At 61.3% G+C, this 18,967-nt stretch carries 26 protein-coding genes and 1 tRNA gene; 10 read left to right on the forward strand and 17 right to left on the reverse strand.

The genetic code is table 11. The annotated features are described in order from the left end of the window. Nucleotides 1-52: 52 nt before the first annotated feature. The 7 genes from J2J99_RS15300 to J2J99_RS15330 all read right to left on the reverse strand — a co-directional run bounded on the left by J2J99_RS15300 (nucleotide 53) and on the right by J2J99_RS15330 (nucleotide 6,472). Nucleotides 53-547, reverse strand: a complete 495-nt coding sequence (locus J2J99_RS15300; RefSeq protein ID WP_038692717.1) for a heme-degrading domain-containing protein — start codon at nucleotides 545-547, stop codon at nucleotides 53-55. Nucleotides 548-635: 88 nt separating this feature from the next. Next, nucleotides 636-1,247, reverse strand: coding sequence for a flavin reductase family protein (locus tag J2J99_RS15305; RefSeq protein WP_168296753.1), 612 nt, complete (start codon nucleotides 1,245-1,247; stop codon nucleotides 636-638). Nucleotides 1,248-1,250: 3 nt separating this feature from the next. Then, a complete protein-coding gene (locus tag J2J99_RS15310; protein ID WP_168296752.1) occupies nucleotides 1,251-1,994 on the reverse strand; it encodes an aspartate/glutamate racemase family protein in 744 nt (247 codons plus the stop codon). Between the two features lies 1 nt (nucleotide 1,995). Continuing rightward, complete coding sequence (locus J2J99_RS15315) at nucleotides 1,996-2,817, reverse strand: ABC transporter permease (protein WP_168296751.1); 822 nt, start codon at nucleotides 2,815-2,817, stop codon at nucleotides 1,996-1,998. 1 nt (nucleotide 2,818) lies between these two features. Next, nucleotides 2,819-3,730: an ABC transporter permease gene (locus J2J99_RS15320; RefSeq protein ID WP_168296750.1), complete on the reverse strand. Its 912-nt coding sequence runs from the start codon at nucleotides 3,728-3,730 to the stop codon at nucleotides 2,819-2,821. A 303-nt stretch (nucleotides 3,731-4,033) separates the two neighbouring features. Next, on the reverse strand, nucleotides 4,034-5,332 hold the full coding sequence (locus tag J2J99_RS15325; RefSeq protein ID WP_168296749.1) for an ABC transporter substrate-binding protein: 1,299 nt from the start codon (nucleotides 5,330-5,332) through the stop codon (nucleotides 4,034-4,036). A 51-nt stretch (nucleotides 5,333-5,383) separates the two neighbouring features. Beyond that, entirely contained in the window at nucleotides 5,384-6,472 is a 1,089-nt protein-coding gene (locus J2J99_RS15330; RefSeq protein ID WP_168296854.1) for an ABC transporter ATP-binding protein, read from the reverse strand. A gap of 267 nt (nucleotides 6,473-6,739) precedes the next feature. Here J2J99_RS15330 and J2J99_RS15335 point away from each other — a divergent pair, with 267 nt between their 5' ends. After that, nucleotides 6,740-7,450 carry a GntR family transcriptional regulator gene (locus tag J2J99_RS15335; RefSeq protein ID WP_168296748.1) on the forward strand — a complete coding sequence of 237 codons (711 nt, stop codon included), beginning with the start codon at nucleotides 6,740-6,742 and terminating at the stop codon, nucleotides 7,448-7,450. 39 nt (nucleotides 7,451-7,489) lie between these two features. Here the strand turns inward: J2J99_RS15335 and J2J99_RS15340 are convergent, their stop codons facing one another. Next, on the reverse strand, nucleotides 7,490-7,903 hold the full coding sequence (locus J2J99_RS15340; protein WP_168296747.1) for a DUF4174 domain-containing protein: 414 nt from the start codon (nucleotides 7,901-7,903) through the stop codon (nucleotides 7,490-7,492). A 308-nt stretch (nucleotides 7,904-8,211) separates the two neighbouring features. After that, complete coding sequence (locus tag J2J99_RS15345) at nucleotides 8,212-8,595, reverse strand: BRA0787 family protein (protein ID WP_168296746.1); 384 nt, start codon at nucleotides 8,593-8,595, stop codon at nucleotides 8,212-8,214. 348 nt (nucleotides 8,596-8,943) lie between these two features. Here J2J99_RS15345 and J2J99_RS15350 point away from each other — a divergent pair, with 348 nt between their 5' ends. Together J2J99_RS15350 and J2J99_RS15355 are read left to right on the forward strand one after the other, a co-directional pair. Next, nucleotides 8,944-9,150, forward strand: a complete 207-nt coding sequence (locus J2J99_RS15350; RefSeq protein ID WP_168296853.1) for a hypothetical protein — start codon at nucleotides 8,944-8,946, stop codon at nucleotides 9,148-9,150. Nucleotides 9,151-9,176: 26 nt separating this feature from the next. After that, a complete protein-coding gene (locus tag J2J99_RS15355) occupies nucleotides 9,177-9,416 on the forward strand; it encodes a DUF2934 domain-containing protein (RefSeq protein WP_168296745.1) in 240 nt (79 codons plus the stop codon). Nucleotides 9,417-9,981: 565 nt separating this feature from the next. Here the strand turns inward: J2J99_RS15355 and J2J99_RS15360 are convergent. After that, a complete protein-coding gene (locus tag J2J99_RS15360) occupies nucleotides 9,982-10,176 on the reverse strand; it encodes a hypothetical protein (RefSeq protein WP_004677738.1) in 195 nt (64 codons plus the stop codon). 122 nt (nucleotides 10,177-10,298) lie between these two features. Between J2J99_RS15360 and J2J99_RS15365 the strand changes: the two genes are divergently transcribed. From J2J99_RS15365 to J2J99_RS15375, 3 genes are all read left to right on the forward strand, one after another. Beyond that, nucleotides 10,299-11,024, forward strand: coding sequence for a LuxR family transcriptional regulator (locus J2J99_RS15365; RefSeq protein ID WP_168296744.1), 726 nt, complete (start codon nucleotides 10,299-10,301; stop codon nucleotides 11,022-11,024). Between the two features lie 222 nt (nucleotides 11,025-11,246). Continuing rightward, nucleotides 11,247-11,912 (forward strand): acyl-homoserine-lactone synthase, encoded by a 666-nt coding sequence (locus J2J99_RS15370; RefSeq protein ID WP_168296743.1) that lies wholly within the window; start codon nucleotides 11,247-11,249, stop codon nucleotides 11,910-11,912. Next, complete coding sequence (locus J2J99_RS15375; protein WP_004677735.1) at nucleotides 11,909-12,100, forward strand: hypothetical protein; 192 nt, start codon at nucleotides 11,909-11,911, stop codon at nucleotides 12,098-12,100. The genes J2J99_RS15370 and J2J99_RS15375 overlap by 4 nt, the downstream gene beginning before the upstream one ends. 121 nt (nucleotides 12,101-12,221) lie before the next feature. On the opposite strand, the gene J2J99_RS15380 is transcribed toward J2J99_RS15375, so the two are convergent. After that, nucleotides 12,222-12,587, reverse strand: coding sequence for a response regulator (locus tag J2J99_RS15380; protein WP_168296742.1), 366 nt, complete (start codon nucleotides 12,585-12,587; stop codon nucleotides 12,222-12,224). A gap of 201 nt (nucleotides 12,588-12,788) precedes the next feature. Between J2J99_RS15380 and J2J99_RS15385 the strand changes: the two genes are divergently transcribed. Beyond that, nucleotides 12,789-12,864 (forward strand) — tRNA-Ile (locus J2J99_RS15385). A gap of 327 nt (nucleotides 12,865-13,191) precedes the next feature. Here J2J99_RS15385 and J2J99_RS15390 read toward each other — a convergent pair. Together J2J99_RS15390 and J2J99_RS15395 are read right to left on the reverse strand one after the other, a co-directional pair. Beyond that, complete coding sequence (locus J2J99_RS15390) at nucleotides 13,192-13,818, reverse strand: outer membrane protein (RefSeq protein WP_168296741.1); 627 nt, start codon at nucleotides 13,816-13,818, stop codon at nucleotides 13,192-13,194. Between the two features lie 140 nt (nucleotides 13,819-13,958). Continuing rightward, nucleotides 13,959-14,153 (reverse strand): hypothetical protein, encoded by a 195-nt coding sequence (locus J2J99_RS15395; RefSeq protein WP_168296740.1) that lies wholly within the window; start codon nucleotides 14,151-14,153, stop codon nucleotides 13,959-13,961. Between the two features lie 253 nt (nucleotides 14,154-14,406). On the opposite strand from J2J99_RS15395, the gene J2J99_RS15400 reads away from it, so the two are divergent. Together J2J99_RS15400 and J2J99_RS15405 are read left to right on the forward strand one after the other, a co-directional pair. After that, on the forward strand, nucleotides 14,407-14,550 hold the full coding sequence (locus J2J99_RS15400) for a hypothetical protein (protein ID WP_168296739.1): 144 nt from the start codon (nucleotides 14,407-14,409) through the stop codon (nucleotides 14,548-14,550). A gap of 438 nt (nucleotides 14,551-14,988) precedes the next feature. Then, nucleotides 14,989-15,726, forward strand: coding sequence for an SIMPL domain-containing protein (locus tag J2J99_RS15405; protein WP_168296738.1), 738 nt, complete (start codon nucleotides 14,989-14,991; stop codon nucleotides 15,724-15,726). 511 nt (nucleotides 15,727-16,237) lie between these two features. On the opposite strand, the gene J2J99_RS15410 is transcribed toward J2J99_RS15405, so the two are convergent. The 4 genes from J2J99_RS15410 to J2J99_RS15425 all read right to left on the reverse strand — a co-directional run bounded on the left by J2J99_RS15410 (nucleotide 16,238) and on the right by J2J99_RS15425 (nucleotide 18,420). Then, entirely contained in the window at nucleotides 16,238-16,576 is a 339-nt protein-coding gene (locus J2J99_RS15410; protein ID WP_168296737.1) for a hypothetical protein, read from the reverse strand. 230 nt (nucleotides 16,577-16,806) lie between these two features. After that, on the reverse strand, nucleotides 16,807-17,112 hold the full coding sequence (locus tag J2J99_RS15415) for a hypothetical protein (RefSeq protein ID WP_168296736.1): 306 nt from the start codon (nucleotides 17,110-17,112) through the stop codon (nucleotides 16,807-16,809). Nucleotides 17,113-17,300: 188 nt separating this feature from the next. Next, complete coding sequence (locus tag J2J99_RS15420) at nucleotides 17,301-17,723, reverse strand: secondary thiamine-phosphate synthase enzyme YjbQ (protein WP_168296735.1); 423 nt, start codon at nucleotides 17,721-17,723, stop codon at nucleotides 17,301-17,303. A gap of 88 nt (nucleotides 17,724-17,811) precedes the next feature. After that, a complete protein-coding gene (locus J2J99_RS15425; protein ID WP_168296734.1) occupies nucleotides 17,812-18,420 on the reverse strand; it encodes a DUF922 domain-containing Zn-dependent protease in 609 nt (202 codons plus the stop codon). A 274-nt stretch (nucleotides 18,421-18,694) separates the two neighbouring features. Here J2J99_RS15425 and J2J99_RS15430 point away from each other — a divergent pair, with 274 nt between their 5' ends. Beyond that, complete coding sequence (locus J2J99_RS15430) at nucleotides 18,695-18,934, forward strand: DUF6894 family protein (RefSeq protein ID WP_168296733.1); 240 nt, start codon at nucleotides 18,695-18,697, stop codon at nucleotides 18,932-18,934. The last annotated feature ends 33 nt before the right edge of the window (nucleotides 18,935-18,967 follow it).

An 18,967-nucleotide genomic window follows, 5' to 3' on the forward strand; every position in this document is an offset into this window, starting at 1 on the left:
GCAATCGGCCGCCGGGGTGCACTGGAACCGTTCGGCAGGGCCCGGAAGGCGGTCAGAGCGGCGCAAGCCTCAGCGTATCCAGATCCTTCGCCAACATTAAAGCCAAGGCTTCGACGACAAGATTGTGGTCGTCGCGCTGCGGCAGCCCGGAGACGGTGACGGCGCCGATGCAGCCGGTGCCCTTGACGTTGATCGGGAAACTGCCGCCATGCGGCGCGTAATCGTCGCCGGAAAGCCCGTTGTCCTCGACGGTCTTGCCGTCTTTCCTCAGCTTCAGACCGGAGGCATAGCTGCTGCGGAAATAGCGCAGCACCATGTTGCGCTTGCGGCGAACCCAGTTGACGTTGTCGGGGGTCACGCCGGGCAGCGCCGCATAGAAGACCGGCATCGAATGCAGGGTGACGTCGATCGCAATGCCGAGGCCGCGCTCGGTGGCGAGTTCCTGCAGGAGTTTGCCGAGCTGCCATGCCGTCGTCAGGTCGAAGGCGTCGAAGCTCAGCGCTTTTTCCTGCTCCGCGATCCGGTTGAGATCGTCGTCGAGTGTCATGATAAGGCGCTCCTCTGCCGCAATGATCCGTTGCAGACCATTCTCGCCAGAGCCGGAAAAGTAAAGCAAAACTTGGATCTGCCACGGCTCAGAGTTTCGGCGTCAGCATCTCGAAACGGTCGCGTATTGTGGCGCAGGTATCGCCGCCGAGCCGCGCGATGGCATCGATCGCGGCCGGATCGACATGCAGCCGTTCCGGATCGACGACGCCGTCGCGGTAATGCGCAAAGACGATCTCGCCCATGATGATCTGCCGCGAGCGGCCGAGCTCCAGCGTCACATGCCGCCGGCATTCGAAGGCGGCCGGTGCCTCGGCGATATAGGGCGAAGCCACCTTCTCGCCCGGCATCGCCGTCAAGCCGGCCTCTTTCAGTTCATCGACGCCGCGCGGGTAGCGGGCGCCGCAGACATGCATGGCTTCGGCGATCGCGAAGGAGACGATGTTGACCGTGAAAACCTCGGTCATGCGGACATTGTGGCCGGTGTCCTTGAAAGACATGTCGGCATGATTCTCGACCCCGATCGCCAGAATCGGCGGATCGGCCGACAGGCAGTTGAAGAAGCTGAAGGGGGCAGCGTTGATCCGGCCGTGTTCATCGACCGTCGTCACCAGCGCGATCGGCCTCGGTATGATCGTGCCGATCATCAACTTGTAACGCTGGCGCTCGGAAAGCTCTTTGAAGTCGAAGGAAACGACCATGGCTCAGCCGAGCCTCCCGGCCGGCGAGAAGCCGCTCATCGCGCCGGTGAAGGGTTTCGGCAGTGGCGAGGCGTAGGAGCCGCGCTTGCTGGTCGAAAGCCCGAGCGAAATCAGCGCCTCGGCCTGTTTGACCGCGGCCGAGACACCGTCGATAACCGGCACACCGTAGATCGCCTGCAGTTGGCGCGCCAGATCGGTCATGCCGGCGCAGCCGAGCACGATCGCCTCGGCGCCGTCTTCGCCAAGCGCCCGCTCGATCTCGGCCCTGAGCTTGCCGATCGCGCCCGATGCCGCATCTTCGAGCTCCAGCACCGGAATGTCGGAGGCGCGCACCTTGGCGCGCTCACCCATGCCGTAGCGGCGCAGCAGATTGTCGATCAGCACCCGCGACCGTTCGAGCGTCGTCACCACGGTGAACCGCTGCGCCAGGAAGCCCGCCGTCGCGACCGCGGATTCGCAGAGCCCGAGGATCGGCACATCGGCAAAGCTTCGCGCCGCTTCGAGCCCTGTATCATCGAAGCAGGCGATAACAGCCGCGTCATATCCCGTCGCTTGCCGCTCCTTCAGTTCGGCAAGCAGGCCGGGAAGCGCCAGCGCGCCGTCATAATGGCCCTCGATCGAAACCGGCCCCATGCGCGAGGTGGCGGCGATGATCTCGGTGCCGGATGCGGCCACCGCGCGCGCCGCGATCGCCGCCTTCTCGGTCATGGAGGCGGTGGTATTGGGATTGACGATGAGAATGCGCATGTCAGTGGATCTTTGCCTGTCGCCGGCTGAGCATGGTCATGATGCCGAGCGCAATGAGAATGATGGTGAAGGAAAACAGCGTTGTCACCGTGCCGAGCGCATAGAGCACCGGCGTCGTGACATTGGTCGTCATGCCGTAGATCTCAAGCGGCAGCGTATTGTAAGTGCCCGACGTCATCAGCGTGCGGGCGAATTCGTCATAGGACAGCGTGAAGCCGAACAGGCCGACGCCGATTAGGCTCGGCGCGATCATCGGCAGCACGACATGGCGGAAGGTCTGCCAGGAGCTGGCACCGAGGTCGCGCGCCGCCTCCTCATAGGCCGGCGAGAAGCGGTTGAAGACCGCCAACATGATCAGCACGCCGAAAGGCAGCGTCCAGGTGAGATGCGCCCCGAAGGCGGAGGAATACCAGGCGGGCTTCAGCCCACCTTCCTGGAAGACCACGCCGATGCCGAGCGATACGATGATCGACGGCACCACGAGGCTTGCGACCGTAGCGTAAAACAGCACGGTCGAACCGCGGAAACGGCGGCGGAAGGCAAGGCCGGCAAGCAGCGACACGACCACCGTCACGACCATGACCATCAGCCCGAGCGAGAAGGAGCGCCGGAAGGAGGCGCCGAAATCGCCGACCGCCTGCTTTTCGAACAGATTGAAGAACCAATGAGTGGAAACGCCGTTCATCGGGAAGGTCAGGCCGCCGTCCGGCCCCTGGAACGACAGGATGAGGATCGCCGAGAGCGGGCCGTAGAGGAACAGCACGAAGACGACGAAGAAGATCGCCAGCAGATAGAATTCGAGGCCGCGTTTTTCGTGGTTCATCTCAAAGCTCCTTGCGGATGTCGACGACACGAAGGATCGCCGCGACCATCAGCAGCACGACGGCAAGGAGCACCACGGCATTGGCGGCCGCCGCCGGATATTGCAGCAGCGACATCTGGTTTTTCATCATCAGCGCCACCGAGGCGCTCTGGCCGCCGGACATCACCTGCACCGTCGAAAAATCGGCCATGACGAGGGTGACGACGAAGATCGTGCCGATCGCCATGCCGGGCTTGGCGAGCGGAATGACGACGTTCCACAGCACCTGCCAGCCGGAGGCGCCGGCATCGCGGGCCGCCTCGAACAGCGACCGGTCGATACGCATCAGCGTGTTGAAGATCGGCGTCACCATGAACAGCGTGTAGAGGTGCACCATGGCGAGCACGACGGCGAAATCGGAATAGAGCAGCCATTCGACCGGTTGCGGAATGATGCCCATCTCGATCAGCGTCGAATTGACCAGCCCGTTGCGCCCGAGCACCGGGATCCATGAAATCATGCGGATGATGTTCGAGGTCATGAACGGCACGGTGCAGACGAGGAAGAGGATCATCTGCGTCGAGGTCTTGCGGATGTGGAAGGCCAGGAAATAAGCGACCCAGAAACCGATGACGAGCGTCAGCGCCCAGACGATGGCAGTGAATTTCAGCGTGTTGAGATAGGTCTTCCAGGTTACCCATGAACCGAGCGTATCGGTATAGTTCATGGTGAGGAAGTCGGGATAGAGGCCGGCGAAATCATAATCCCAGAAGCTGACGACTGCGATCATGGCGATCGGCAGCAGGAAGAAGAAGCCGAGAATGGCGATCAGCGGCGTCGCCTGGAGATAGGAGATGGCTGAGGGGGAGATACGGAAAGAACGCCTGCCGCGGGCGCCGCTGCCCTCTTCCGTTTCTGCTGCGATGGTCGCCATGTCAGGTTCTCCGATCTGATTACGTCAGGTTGAAGGAAGGCGCGTGCAGCCCCTCATCCGCCTGCCGGCACCTTCTCCCCGCTGGGAAGAAGAGAATCGTGGTAGCGTCCCCGCCGCCACAACGTCGCTGTCGTCACGCGGTCCAGCCGCAATCCCCCGCTTCTTCCCGGCTGGGGTGCGAAGGACGGGCGAGACCAGTGGCTCGCCCTGGTCGATGCCCGAAGGGCAGATGAGGGGACGGGAGCGACGCGACGTCTTGAGCGATAGCGAAAGACAGCGGCTCTCCGCCCTCCCGACCGACCTTTACGCCGCGATGAACTCGTTCCAACGGCGGACCATGTAGCGGTCTTCGTCCATGACCGAGTTCCAGCAGGCAACGGCGCCCATGCGGGCTTCGAAGGCGCCGCCGTCGCGCACGGCTCCGGCCTTTTCCATGACCTTACCCTCCGGAGACAGGATGTCGCCCTGCGCCGGCTTGCCCTCGATCCAGTAGCCCCATTCATCGGCCGTCATGAAGTTCTTGGCGGTTTCCATGCAGGCGGAGTAGTAGCCCTGGCGGTTGAGATAGCCGCCGACCCAGCCGGACGTGTACCAGTTGATGTATTCATAGGCAGCGTCGAGTTCGGCGCCCTTCAGATGCGAGGCGAGGCCGAGGCCGCCGCCCCAGGCGCGGTAGCCTTCCTTGAGCGGCTGATACTTGCAGGCGATGCCCTTGGAGCGGACAGCGGCCACAGCCGGCGACCACATGGACTGGATGACGACTTCGCCCGAGGCCATCAGGTTGACCGACTCGTCGAAGCTCTTCCAGAAGGCGCGGAACTGGCCGTCGCCCTTGGCCTTGATCAGGAACTCGATCGTCTTGTCGATCTCTTCCTTGGTCATGTTGCCCTTGTCGGCATATTTGATGTTGCCCATGGCTTCCATGATCATCGCCGCATCCATGATGCCGATCGACGGGATGTTGAGGATCGAGGTCTTGCCCTTGAATTTCGTGTCCATGATATCGGCCCAGCTGGTGATGTCACGGCCGACGAGATCCGGGCGGATGCCGAGCGTATCGGCGTTGTAGATGGTCGGAACCATCGTCATCCACTGCGTTGGCTCCTTGGCGAACTTCTTGGAATCCTGCCCCTCGACGAAGCCGACCGTGTGCGGCGCCGTGCCCTGGGCGATGACGCTGTCTGGCTTCATCTTGCCGTTGATGAACAACGGCACGATCTTGTCGTAATATTTCAGTTTTTTGACGTCCATCGGCTGCAGCACGCCCGTCGGGAACACCTTCTTGGCGATCCAGTATTCGATGTCGGCGATGTCGTAGCTGTCGGGCTGGGTGACGGCGCGCTGGGCGGCGGCATCGGAATCGGTCGCCGTCATCTCCAGCGTGATGCCGAGATCGGCTTTGCACTTCTCGGCGATGGCATTGATGTTCGAAACGCCGGTGCCGAACTGGCGAAGCGTGATGTTCGTCTTTGCCCAGATGGTGGGAAAGCCGGTGAGCGCGCCGGAGCCGGCGATGGCGCCGACGGCTGCAGCACCCGTCTTCAACAGGGTGCGGCGGGAAAGACCATTCGCGGCCTTGGTCGATGTCGTTTCAGTCGTCATGTCAGTTCCCCTTTTTGTTGACGCGGAAGGTTGGTTGTCGATGCTGATGGTTCATGCGGAAGAGCGGCCGAGAAGCACGGCATCCTCAAGCGCCCAGCTGAGCGAGACGGTCTCGCCGACGGCGACCGGCCGGGAGAAATAATCGCTGTCGTCGGCAATGACCGTGAAGTCGTCGCTGCCGGCGCCGAGAACGGTGATCTTCACGGAAGAGCCGCGATATTCGACGTTGGAGACGATGCCGTTGAAGCCGAGCGTCCATTCGCTCGCCACCTGCAGGCGCACGCGATCGGTGCGAATGCCGATGTCGACGGGTTCGCCGACGTCCCTGCCCGCCCCGCGCACGGAAAAGCTCTGCCCCTCCGGCACGGTCATGACGAGCACGCCGTTGTCGCTCGATGTCACCCGGCCGCTGAGCACGTTGTGATCGCCCATGAAGCGGGCGACGAAGGCAGTCGCCGGCTTCTCGAAGACCTCGCGCGGGGCCGCCGCCTGCTCGATCCGGCCATCATTCATGATGACCATGATGTCGGCGAGCGCCATCGCCTCTTCCTGGCTGTGGGTGACATGCACGAAGGTGATGCCGAGCGACTTCTGCAGCTTCTTGAGTTCGGCGCGCATGCGGATCTTAAGGAACGGATCGAGCGCCGACAGCGGCTCGTCGAGCAACAGCGCTTCCGGATCGGTGATCAGCGCGCGCGCCAGCGCCACGCGCTGCTGCTGGCCTCCGGAAAGCTGGGCCGGCCGCCTGGAGGCATAGGGCTCCATCTGCATGAGCTTGAGCATCTCAAGCGCCTTGGCCCGCCGCTCGGCCTTGTCGACGCCCTTCATCTTCAGGCTGAAGGCGACGTTGTCGATGAGGTCGAGATGCGGAAATAGCGCATAGGACTGGAACATCATGGCCGTGCCGCGTTTGGCCGGCGGAAAATCGGTGACAACAGTATTGCCGAGCCGGATATCACCCGAGGAAATGCTCTCATGGCCGGCGATCATGCGCAGCGTCGAGGTCTTGCCGCAGCCGGAGGGGCCGAGAAAGCAGCAATAGGAGCCGGCCGGAATCTTCAGGCTGATGCCATGGACCGCCGTCGTTGCCCCATAGACCTTCGAAACGGATACTATATCGATTTCTGCCGCTTTCGACATCATGCCTTCCCCTGTTCGAAGAAGATGATGCATCTGCCGTGCCAATCGGGTTTCAGCGGGACAAAGCGTTGTAAATAAAAGGCCTTGCCAAGAATGAGCCCGCAAGGACAAATTATGAGCATCCCATCGTCTGCACATCATTTAGGCTATTGTTCGCAATTTACGCAAAAAATTGTATACGATATTGCCGCCATTTCGGTCACAAATTCTGTTTAACTTTTGCCGCGAAGCCGGATATGGTTTGCCCGTCATCAGGGAACAAATTTCATGAAATCCGCCGCCAAGGCTGCGCAAGCCGAAGACTCCGCCGAAACCGGCGCGCAGCAGATCCGCGACGCCATTCGCGAGGCGATCGTCGAGCGCAGGCTTTCGCCCGGCACGAAACTCTCCGAGAGCGATGTCGGCAGCCTGTTCAACGTCAGCCGCACGCTTGCCCGCGCAGCGCTCCAGGCGCTCTCTTATGAAGGTCTCGTCAGCGTCGAGAAGAACCGCGGCGCCTTCGTCGCCTATCCCTCCCCCGACGAGGCCCGCCAGATCTTCGCCGCCCGCCGCCTGGTCGAGCCGGGCATATTGCGCGAGGCGGCGGCGCGGATCACCCCCGGCGACATCGCCCAACTGAGACAGCTGCTGCTCGAGGAAGGCCGGCTGATGAGCGAGCGCGGCCAGACGGCGCGGCGCGCCGAGATCAAGGCGTCAGGCGATTTCCATCTGATGCTGGCGGAAATCTCCGGCAATGCAATCATGCAGCGTTTCATGGAAGAGCTCGTCGCCCGCTCGTCGCTGGTGATCGCCCTCTACGGCCAGTCGACGGCCTCAAGCTGCGGCCACTCCGAACACGGCGACATCATCGCGGCGATCGAAAACGACGAACTCGACCGCGCCTGCCAGCTGATGCTGCATCACATCACCCATATCGAGGCCGATCTCGATCTGCGCGAACGCAAAAGCCTCGGCCTCAAGGAAGCCTTCGAACTCTGACGGCAACGCCGGCGACTGCCTATGCCACGCTGGGCACAGTCACCAGGGCGTCGTCTTCGGCAGGCTGTCCAGGGCCTCGAAAATCTCCTCGGCCGGGCGCGGTTCGCTGGAGCGCAGCTTCACCGTTCCGTCGCGCCCGATCAGGATCAGCCCGAACTCGCCCGACGGCGGTCCCTGCAGCCGCTCTCTCACATCGTCGGCATCAAGCTCCCAGGCATCGTCGAACAGCGAAAAGGCGCCGCCGCCGGCAATGATGAATATTTCGACATCTTCCTCGATGAGACGCATATGGGCGTTTCGCAGCCATTCGTCTTGGATCACCGCGCGATCGTCCTGCGCATCGGCGAAGATGATCAGCACCCGCTTGCTGTCGCGAAATTGTTCGAGCGATTGCGGAAGTTCCGGCTCACGCCGCGGTGTACCGATGATTTCTTGAACGATGGATTTCAGCATGGTGCAATTCCTCGCCCGTCATCTTGCGACGGACTGTCTGTCGCATTCGGCGCCCGCGCGGAAGACGCGCAGAGAACGCCGTTTACGCGCTGAATGCCTGAATATTTCCCAATCCGGTGCGAATTGGAAACACGGAAATAAACGGCTGGGGATAAGGGAGGTTCCGTCGAAATAGAAAAGGATCGCAGCCCGAAAGCGTGTCGCGATCTTTCAGATTCGCTTGCAACGCTTCAAGGTTTTCTCGCATGCCGTTATCGCAAACCGTTGCACAGTTTTTGCGACATGCTTGAACCACGATCCTTTTCCTGTCAGTCGCGGCTTTGGTCTTTGGCCGCATGCGTGGAAACGGCGACGAGGTCCGCCGTGCCGTTGGCGAGAAGACGTTTGCGCACCAGCACGCGCATGACGCGTGCTGCCGTCGAGAAGGTCATCTGGTCGAGCGGACCTTCACCTTCCCACGGCTTGGTCAGCCGCTCGGTGACGGCGCCGACGATATTCATCGGCACGATGTCGGTGCATTCGCGCATGGCTTCGAAAACGAAGCTGATCGGGATGACCCGTCCTTCATAGGTCACGATCGGTTCGGTCAGTTCACTATCCCACTCCTCGAAGGCGTAAAGTGCTTCGCGGAACAGCTGCTGGAGGGTAAACGGCGCATGGCCGTCGTGAAGTGGCGGCAGGGCATTCATCATGTCTGTCTCCTCTTGATGGAATGAAACCAAAGTCCTCCTGGATCGGTCGGCATCGACGCGGGAACGCAGCTATTTTGCCCCTCGCAGACCGAATAACACGATTGATTCTATAGAGTAACAAGCCAGGGATAAAGCCATTTCTCCGCCAAAACGGAAGCCATTTGCTTAAGAATATGAAATTCCTGCATGTTTTAGGCGAAATTTTCTCGCCACGCAGCCTTCCTGGAATTCCATGCCAGCGGCGCCGCAATGGTGCAAAAGCCGGAAAAAACCGAGAAAAATCACGGAACTTTTGTGGCTGTAATCTGTTTTGTTCTCACTTCGCAGAACGCAGATGGGGTTTCCACAATGACGCAAATCCGTGAACCGGAGCGGCGGGCCAGGGTCCTGCGCGGCCGTCCGTATAGTCTTGACGAATTCGCCTCCAAATATGGCCTGCGCAGCGAGCAGGCCGAAAGCCTGTTCACCCGTTTCGGGCCGTCCTCGATCGAACTCGATTTGCTGATGGCAGCCAAGCGCCGCGCGCCTGTCCTGCCGGACAGAATTGCCGAATAACGCTCTTCAGCGACGGAACGGACAAAATGACCGACAGACGCCACGAATGGATCAGCAAGCGGGCCTATGCGATCTGGGAAGAACAGGGCCGCCCTGACGGCCGCGACGACGAACACTGGCGCCAGGCGGTTGCCGAGCGCGCCGCGCTGGAACGCACGCAGGCCTCGATCGACGGCCGCGAGGTGCTGGTCAGATTCCGCCCGAGGCCGCCACGACCGGAACTGCCGAGCCAGGACTGGATCAATCCCTCGACGAAGGTCGGTTGAGCCGGTCGCATGGCCTGACGATCACCTCCCCTGCCACGCGACACCACAATCAGCCCTCACCCTTGGGCACGCAGGCAAGGGCCGGAGCCTCGAAGGACTGGGGCGGGTGGCTCGACGTTTCCAGCCATTTCCATTGCCGAGGGATACCCTCGTCCTTCGAGGCCCCTGCGGGGCGTCTCAGTATAAGGACGGAGAGCGGCCAGCCTGCCTCAACGGAGCGCGGAGGGGCGTTGCGAGCGCTGCTGTTGCGGCGCAATGCTTTCCAGGCCGACCGATGGAGCGCTCGCATCTTGGCCAGGACGTGCCCGTAATGGTACAGTGCAGTCGCTTGCTGGACCGCCAACTGTTCCGGCTCTAAACGCTTCATCAAGCATATTGGCACAAAGACCGGGGATAAGGGCTATCCCCCTCCCCGCTGGCGACATTGCCGCTCGACACCCTCTTTGCAAAATCGGAAACGGGTGGACATGAAAACGGCTCATGGGCGGAGCCTGGGTTTCATCTCGCCGGGGGGGGCCGGTATCGATCGGAGAAAAGACGGAAATTATGCGCCGGGGCAGACTTGTCAGAAAGCCTTGTGTTCCTGGCAAAGCGCCCGATGGACCTCGGTCCAGAACAGCGCCAGCGGGCTGTCGCCGTTGCGTTCGGCAACGAGGGCGCGGATCAACGCTTCGGAACCTGCCATGTCCTGCCAACTGGATTTCAGGCCTTTGGCGGCCTGTTGGCATTCGGCAATCTCGAACGGTCTCTTGCTGTCCATATGAGGCCTCCTCATGAAGGCGCTAGCAGGTGGGGCCCGGATTGTCATTCCCCGCATATGTGGGGATGCCTTGTATTTATGACGGTCCTCACGGTAGGATTGAGGCAATCGGGACGATGGAAATGATCGAGAACAGTTACAGCGAGAGGTTCGAACCTGCTTTCGAACAGATCAAGGCTGCGCCCAATGTGGATGCCGCCATCCGTATTCTCCAGGCGGAATATGGCCTCGATTTCGTCACCTACCATCTCGCCCAGACGATCGCGAGCAAGATCGATTCGCCCTTCGTGCGCACCACCTATCCCGATGCCTGGGTCTCGCGCTACCTCCTGAACAGCTATGTAAAGGTCGATCCGATCGTCAAGCAGGGCTTCGAACGCCAGCTGCCCTTCGACTGGAGCGAAGTCGAACCGACGCCGGAGGCCTATGCCATGCTGGTCGACGCCCAGAAGCACGGCATCGGCGGCAACGGCTATTCCATTCCCGTTGCCGACAAGGCGCAGCGCCGCGCGCTGCTGTCGATGAATGCCCGCATCCCGGCCGACGAATGGGCCGAACTCGTGCGCCGCTGCCGCAACGAATGGATCGAGATCGCCCATCTGATCCATCAGAAGGCCGTCTATGAACTGTACGGCGAAAACGATCCGGTGCCGGCCTTGTCGCCGCGCGAGATTGAGTGCCTGCACTGGACGGCACTCGGCAAGGATTACAAGGATATTTCGGTGATTCTGGGCATTTCCGAGCACACCACCCGCGACTATCTGAAGACGGCTCGCTTCAAGCTCGGCTGCGCCACGATTTCGGCCGCCGCCTCGCGGGCGGTGCAACTGCGTATCATCAATCCCTAGGGTATTCTCGTTTTCCTCGATCCGCGACCCAATTTTCGTAAGCCAGATTCAAGGCGTTGAAGCGTTGCCGCGCTTCAGCGCCCTGCTGTGCGCAGGGCATGGCCCCAATCCTCATACTTTTGGGCTAATCCCCCCATCTGGGGGGGCCCATCTGTGGGAATTTCCGATGCGGCCCGCCTGAACCATTCTGCGCTCCACGAACTGCAAACGCTGGAGGGCAAGATGTTTGTTATCATTCAGGCGCATGAGTATCAGAAATACGCTGCCGTACTCGACCAGATGTTCCGCCTGCGCAAGAAGGTGTTCTCCGATACGCTCGGCTGGGACGTTCCCGTCATCGGCCCCTATGAACGCGACAGCTATGATGCGCTTTCGCCCGCCTATCTCGTCTGGTGCAACGACAGCCGCACGCGCCTTTATGGCGGCATGCGCCTGATGCCGACGACCGGCCCGACCCTTCTCTACGACGTCTTCCGCGAGACGTTTCCCGCTGCCGCCGATCTCGTCGCCCCGGGCATCTGGGAAGGCACGCGTATGTGCATCGACGAGGAGGCGATCGCCAGGGATTTCACCAATATCGATGCCGGCCGCGCCTTTTCGATGATGCTGCTGGCGCTGTGCGAATGCGCGCTCGACCACGGCATCCATACGATGATTTCCAACTACGAACCCTATCTCAAGCGCGTCTACAAGCGCGCAGGCGCCGAAGTGGAAGAACTCGGCCGCGCAGACGGCTACGGCAAGTTCCCCGTCTGCTGCGGCGCCTTCGAAGTGTCGGACCGCGTGCTGCGCAAGATGCGCGCCGCCCTCGGCCTGACCCTACCGCTTTATGTCAGACATGTTCCGGCCCGCTCGGTCGTGACGCAATTCCTGGAGATGGCAGCATGAACCGCCTCGCTGAAACCACGACGCAGAAAGATATCAGCGCCCTGGAGCGCCACGTGCTCGCATCCCGCGACATCGCCACGCAGATAGGAGATCCGTTCCTCTCCTATCTGCTCTCGATGGCGCTGTTTACGATCTACGAGAAGAAGGCCCAGCACGAGAACGAGGCGCTGAAGAGCAGCTTCAGCTGAGGGTGCGGTTCCCCTCCACCCCGCCTGAAGAGGAGCATGTCTCCCGGCGCCTCGCGCGCAGCTGCAAAATCCGTCCCCGTTTTGCGGCTGCGCGCCCCCGTCTTGTCGACAGGCAATCCGGTCACGTCATCAGGGAATCGATCGTCGAGATCAGCGTATCGTGCACGTAAGGTTTCGGCAGGAAGGCTGCTTTGGCGGGCAGCGCCATCGGATCGAGCCGCACCATGCCCGAGGTGATGATGATGCCGATATTCGGCCGCATCGCCCTCACCCGCTTGGCAAGCTGGATCCCATCCATCGAACCGGCCATGTTGACGTCGGTGAACAGGATATCGACATCCTGCCGGCCCTTCAGCACCACCAGCGCCTCATCCGCATTCGCCGCCTCCAGCGCCACATGCCCGACATCCTCCAGCACATCGAGGATATTGAACCGGATCAGCGGCTCATCCTCCACGATGAGCACCACGGCACTGTTCGAAGCCATCTGCAATCGCCCTTTCCATGCGGAATATGATTCGAATAAGTGTATCCGCCGTGCGAAGGTTCCAGTGCCTCTGCCCACGAAATGTGCATCATCCACAGATGTTGCCCTGCCCGCTTGTGGCTCCCTGCGATTTGGGCTAGAGCGAACCGATGCCGTGGGAACCATTGCCCCGGCAACCAGGCGTCGGACATCCGACGCTGAGGGCCTGTAGCTCAATGGTTAGAGCCGGCGGCTCATAACCGCTTGGTTGGGGGTTCGAGTCCCTCCGGGCCCACCATTGCTCTTTCTGGGCTCAGCACGCCGGTTCACGAAAGCGTCACAAATCGATGAGTGCTTCACTTCTTGACGGCGCAAAGCCGCTTATTTTCGCCGAGCTGCGAGTGGCTTCATCGGCGGCGCAGAACGCCATAGACTCAGCGTCAAGTTCGAACAACGCTATATTGAGAGTGGCAAGTCGCGACGGTCGGGTGCGACGGGTCGGGGGCCGACGCATCTGAGCGATCGGAGGACTTTGCTGACATTGTCATGAAACGCAAAAGCCCCGTATTTTTGGCGGACCGCATTTTTGGTGGGGCTTTCTCACTGCTGATCCAACGGCCAGTTCTTAGAACTTCACGCCGATTCCGAACTTGAGTTCGTGCTGGTTGAGGTCGACATCGACACCGAGAATGTCTTTCTCGCTGAAGTCATTATACCGATACTCTCCGCGGGCGAAGATGTTGTTGGTGATGGCGAAGTCGACGCCCGCGCCGACGGTGTAGCCGTTGAAGGTCTCCGTTTCCTTGTCTAGCCCCGGCAGGTCCACATATCCGCGCGTGGCGGTCCATCCGGCCGCGCCATAAAGCAGCGCTCTGTCAAAGGCGTAGCCGACACGACCACGGACAGCGCCGGCCCAATCGGTGCCGACATCCGCCCCGAGCGCTTCCTCTTCGTTCCAGTTGTATTCGAGGTTGCCTTCGATGCCGACAACGATGTTGTTGTCGAACTGGAAATTGTAACCCGCAAATGCACCGAAGACGCCGCCGTTGAAATCCTGGGAATCGCTGGCGCCGCCGGCGCTGAAGTCACCGTTTAGCCAACTGGCGCCGCCATCGATTCCGAGATACGGGCCTGACCAGGTGAACGCTGGCGCAGCCGCAACAGGTGCGGCCGGGACGTCCTGCACGGCATCCGCGGCGAAAGCGCTCGTTGCGACAAGTGCCAGAAAAGTAGTGGCGATCGTGAGCTTCATGTTCGTGACCCCATGTCTTGCAACACAACTGGAGGGTACAGCCTCGTTCAACAAGCAGCTGTAACGTCAAAGACACACTCGCATAACTGCACGGTAGAGAACATATCCGCCGAAGCGGTCATGGCAAGTAGCGCGCCTTCTCAATAGCTGCAGGACCGCCCATCACTGGGCCTGAACCCATCCGCGCAGGCAGGGTTCAGGGGGCGACTCTCCTGATAGTAACCGCCGCTGATCGACGAGGTCTGATCGACGCTTCCTGATGACGTGCAGGCCGAAGTGATCGTGGCAAGGCTGATCAGCGTTCCGGTCGCGAGAAATGCGAAAAATCGGTTCATCCGAGCTTCTCCTTCGGAGGGCGTGGCTTTTGGCCGAAGCTGGCAATTTACCACGCCCCGGCGAGAGACCGGCGTTGATTTATAAGGTCGGTGGGCCTGCCTGCCCTATGTAACGCTAAAGTGATCGCCTTTCCGCCCATCTTTTCAAGACTATGCGCTGTCACATAACTGTCATGCAAAATTGCCCGTTGTTAAGGCAGCCTGCGCAAAATATATGCCGCCAGCTAACAAAAAAAAGAATGAGTGAACTCCCATGAGCCTACAGAAACTTTTCAATCGCAATCTCCTGACCCGTTTTGTTGCCGGTCTCGGTGCGGTTCCCCAGCGCATTCGCGAAGCCCGCGAAGAGCGCAAGCCCGCGATCCATCCCTCCTTCATGGATGATTTCGGGGCTTAGTTCAGCACTGCATCCTTCAGCGGTCACGGCAAATCCGGTCCGGATGATGTAAGGCTTTTCCGCCAGGGATAGCGAAGTAAGGACCGCAGGAAAGAATGCGCTCCACCACGCGGTTGCGGTCCTAGTCACACAAGCTCACCACCCCTCGTCCTCCTCGGGCTTGACCCGAGGACCCATAGCCCTAGGCACTGCGTTGGCGATCATAGCCCAATGGTTCGAACCAGGCGCATGCGGCATGGATACCCGGGTCAAGCCCTGGTATGAGAGAGGGTGGGGGATGCGATTGGCAGGAAGAGGGACGTCGCGCCCAATTCCAGGCCCACTCCGCACCCGCAGATTATTTCTCTCCATGTGTCCCTGGCCGTCCCTTCCGCCGCAATAGCTTCACAATCAACCGACAGAAAGCTCTTCCGGGAAACGACAACTAGGGAATGAAACATGGCGCCGATTCTGTCGAAGACTGTTCTGATAACTGCCCTTCTGGCCTTGCCGCTGGCGGCCGCAGCGCCTGCATTGGCGCAGGAGGCGAAGCCGCGCGAGGCGGTGATTTCCGTGACGGGGGATGGCGAATCGTCCGTGGCGCCCGACATGGCCATCGTCACGCTTTCCGTCGTCAAGCAGGCGAAGACCGCGCGCGAGGCGCTCGATGAGAACAACAAGGCGATGAAGGATGTGCTCGACGCGCTGAAGAGCGGCGGCATTGCCGAGCGCGATCTGCAAACCTCCGGTTTTTCCATCCAGCCGCAATATAATTATCCGCAGCCGGTCGATGGCCAGCAGCAGCAGCCGCAGTTGATCGGCTACCAGACGATCAATGCGGTCACTGTCAGGCTGCGCGACCTCGCCAAGCTCGGCCAGGTGATCGACCAGTCGGTCACGCTCGGCATCAACCAGGGCGGCGACATCCAGTTCATCAACGACAAGCCGGAAGCCGCGATCGAAGAGGCGCGCAAGGACGCCGTTGCCGAGGCCGTCAAGAAGGCGAAGACGCTGAGCGAAGCGGCCGGCGTCAAGCTCGGCCGTATCCTCGAGATCAACGAGAATGCGCCGCGCCCGCTGCCCCAGCCAGCCTATCGCGCCACGATGATGAAGGAAGCCGACGCCGCCGTTCCCGTCCAGGCCGGCGAGACCACCTACAATGTCAGCGTCACCGTGACGTTTGCGATCGAGCCGTGAAATCAGGCACCGCGCGTCCTACCGACGTGCGGCGTTCAGACCGCTGACGAAGTCGGTCAATTGCGTTTTCGACACGTTCGGGCTTCTGGCGTCAGCACCTGTCTTTGGTTGATCAGCATCAAATTTCGGGTCGAGCCACGAGTCTCCACCCGTCCTCCGGACTCCTGCAGGCGGGGCGCGAAGGGACCAAGCCGCAACCTTTGCGTTTCCCACCAACCTATCGCAGGGCACGTCCCCTTTCCCCGCAAAACGGTGAGAGGGTCAGGGTGAGGGGCAGCCTTGGTCCAAAGCTGAGGAAGAGCGCGCGGCGTCATTAGCTAATCTGAACACAAAAAACCGCCCTTGCCCATCGGGGAGACTGGCAAAGGCGGTACTTGCAGCGCCGCTGCGTCTTTCAGACGTGCAAAGGACGCTGCAACACTTTCAGCTGCTGTACAATTTCATCCTTGAACCGATTCCGATCCAAGGAATTGTACCGCATCGGGGCGACGAGGCGGTATTTCAGCTGAGATCAGCGGCGCAGCGCCGGGCAGCCGCGGACGTTGGCGAAGCTCATTTGGTCGGGGCCGCGGCGGGTCCAGCCCTGGACGATGACGCGGCGTGGGGTGATGTCGACGACGCGGGTGCGGCGGAAGCCGTAGTCGCGGGCGAGATCTTCGGCAAGCCTCGGATCGCAGCCGCGCGGACGGCGATCGAAGCCCGGAGGCGGGCGGCGGTAATCGCGCGGCGGCTCGCGCTCGGGATCGCCGATAATGATACTGAACTGCGCCGCGGCCGGGGCGGCCGTGCTGGCAAGTGTGCCTGTTATCAGCATGGCGGCAAGACCCGCCTTTGCCAGGAACTGTATCATCGAAAAACCTTTCGTTTCAAAGTCGGTGCGGCCAAGCCGTCGTCCCCCATCACGCAGGAGCGTCGCCGGGAATCAGTTGTACGCAGCAGAGAAGAGACGGCTGAAAGTGTCGCCGTCAAGGCAAAACGGGCGGCAAGCCTTCCATCGGCGCTTGCCGGCCGGGTTCCGAAAGCGCCACGTGTCTTTTGTGAAACAGACAATGGACGCTGCGGCCCTTTCGGGCCGGTTGGTCAGCGGCGGATCAGCGGGCAGCCGCGGACATTGGCGAAGACCATCCTGTCCCAGCCGCCGCGGTCGCGGCCGGCGACGACAACGACGCGCGGCGAGATGCGGGTGATCTGGGCTCTGTGCAGGCCGAAATAGCGCGCCTTGCGGACTGCATGCATCGGCGAGCAGCCGCGGATCGGGTTATGATATTGCGCCTCGACGACGAAACGCGTCTGCGGCCCTGCGGCAGACGCCGTCGAAGTGGTCGCGGGAATGGATGCAAGGGCGAGCACTGCGGCAAGGCAAGCCTTGGTGAGGAAATGTGTCATCAGCTGTCTCCGACGATCGGTCTCTGTTTTTTCAACCTCCCGCTGAGGGGATTGTCTCGACAGTACACACCGCAAACTGAATGGCGTTCGAACCGCCCGTTCAGTTTGCATTCACAAGAGATGAGCGGTTTTCGGCGCCATGTTGCGATGGGATTGGCGCGATCACCTCGATCTGCAGCGCCGATCTCTCAGAGCCCGAGATGCAGCACGATTTCGCGCCGGTGTGGCCGGTCGCGATGTTCGAAGAGGTAGATGCCCTGCCAGGTGCCGAGCATCAGCCGGCCGCGCGCGACGGGAATGCCGATCGACACCTGCGTCAGCGCCGCCTTGATATGCGCCGGCATGTCGTCCGGTCCCTCGGCCCTGTGCACCACCCAACCCATCGACGGATCGGAGGCCGGCGGCACGATGCGGCGAAAGAAGGAAAGAAGGTCGGTGCGCACATCCGGATCGGCATTTTCCTGGATGAGCAGCGAACAGGAGGTGTGGCGCACGAAGACGGTGAGAAGCCCCTCCTCCCGGCCGGCGGCATTGACGAAGGCTTCAGCCTGATCGGTGAATTCGTATAGACCCTGGCCGCGGGTGGCCAGGGTGAGGATTGTCTGGGGCACAGGCGCTCTCCGTCTCGCGATGATTTCCCCGGCGAGTTGGCGCGCCACGGCGGCCAAGTCAATGCCCGGCTAGGCCAGCGGCCGGCAATCAGGGCCCGTTCACCAGCTTGAGGATGAGCTGCTGGATATTGCCGCCGTCGCCCATTTCCACCTTGTCGAAGTCGCGGCCGCGCTGGCGCTGCCTTGCGGAGATTTCGCCGAGGCGCCGCGTCAGCTCGACCCTGATCTTCTTGCAGTCGGGGTCGTCGGCAACGGTCAGGCCGATGCTCGTCTCCTCGATTTCGCTGACCATCTCCTTGATGGTCTCGCCATGCACCCGCTCATGCGCCGCAACGCCCGATATGAAGCTCTCCCAGCTGCTCTTGACCGCCGGCGGCAGCGCGGCCGAGGGCCGGGGCAGCGTATAGGTGATGATGAGCTTCGGCTTGTTGGTGACGATCACGCAGGCATTGCCCTGCGCTTCGTATTTGCGGGTCCAGGTCAGCTTGAACGTCGTATGCGCGATCACCCGGCTGATTACCCCGGCCTTCGGCCCGTTCTCGCCGATCGATTCGTAGAGCGCAGCACCCGACATGCCCGAGATCGCATAAGGCCGTACCTCTTCCACCGCCTGCCATCCCTCGGCCAGTGCTGGCGCGGGCAACGAGGCGAAAACCGCCCCCAACATGCAAGATGTGAATTTTGCCCTCACGCCCATCCCCGCCGAAGAAGTTTGGCGCGACCCTAACGGGAGCGGTCGAAGCTTTCAACGCATCTGCCCATGGAATGTCTTGCCTCGGTCGAATCGGAGGCGAGCCGCATTCACGGGAGCGCGGCCGACCGGCATCATTCATTCGGCAGGCTCTACAAGGGTCAGCGGCAGGACGGCCGAACCATGTCGATCCGGCCGGTATTTTCCATAGCAATCAATGGCAAGCCTCGGGAACAATTGACTTCATCGGTAATTTCTCCTCCGACGCGCAGGAAAGAACATGGCTCGCTACTATTTCGATCTGCACAACGGGGAAGGTCCGACGCGCGACGAGCACGGCACCGAACTCAAATCTCGTGAAGACATTCCGAAAGAGGTCACGCGAATCCTCCTGGATGTGGCCCGAGACGAACTGCCCGCAACCGATCGCATGACGATCGCCGTCACCGTCCGCGACGAACGCGGCGAACCGCTCACGGTCGCCAGCCTCGTCTTCAGCAATGAATGGCTCCTGCGGTAACGGCCGCCATTCACGGACTGCCGCCGGTTGAAG

It is taken from the genome of Rhizobium binae (assembly GCF_017357225.1).
GTDB lineage: Bacteria > Pseudomonadota > Alphaproteobacteria > Rhizobiales > Rhizobiaceae > Rhizobium > Rhizobium binae.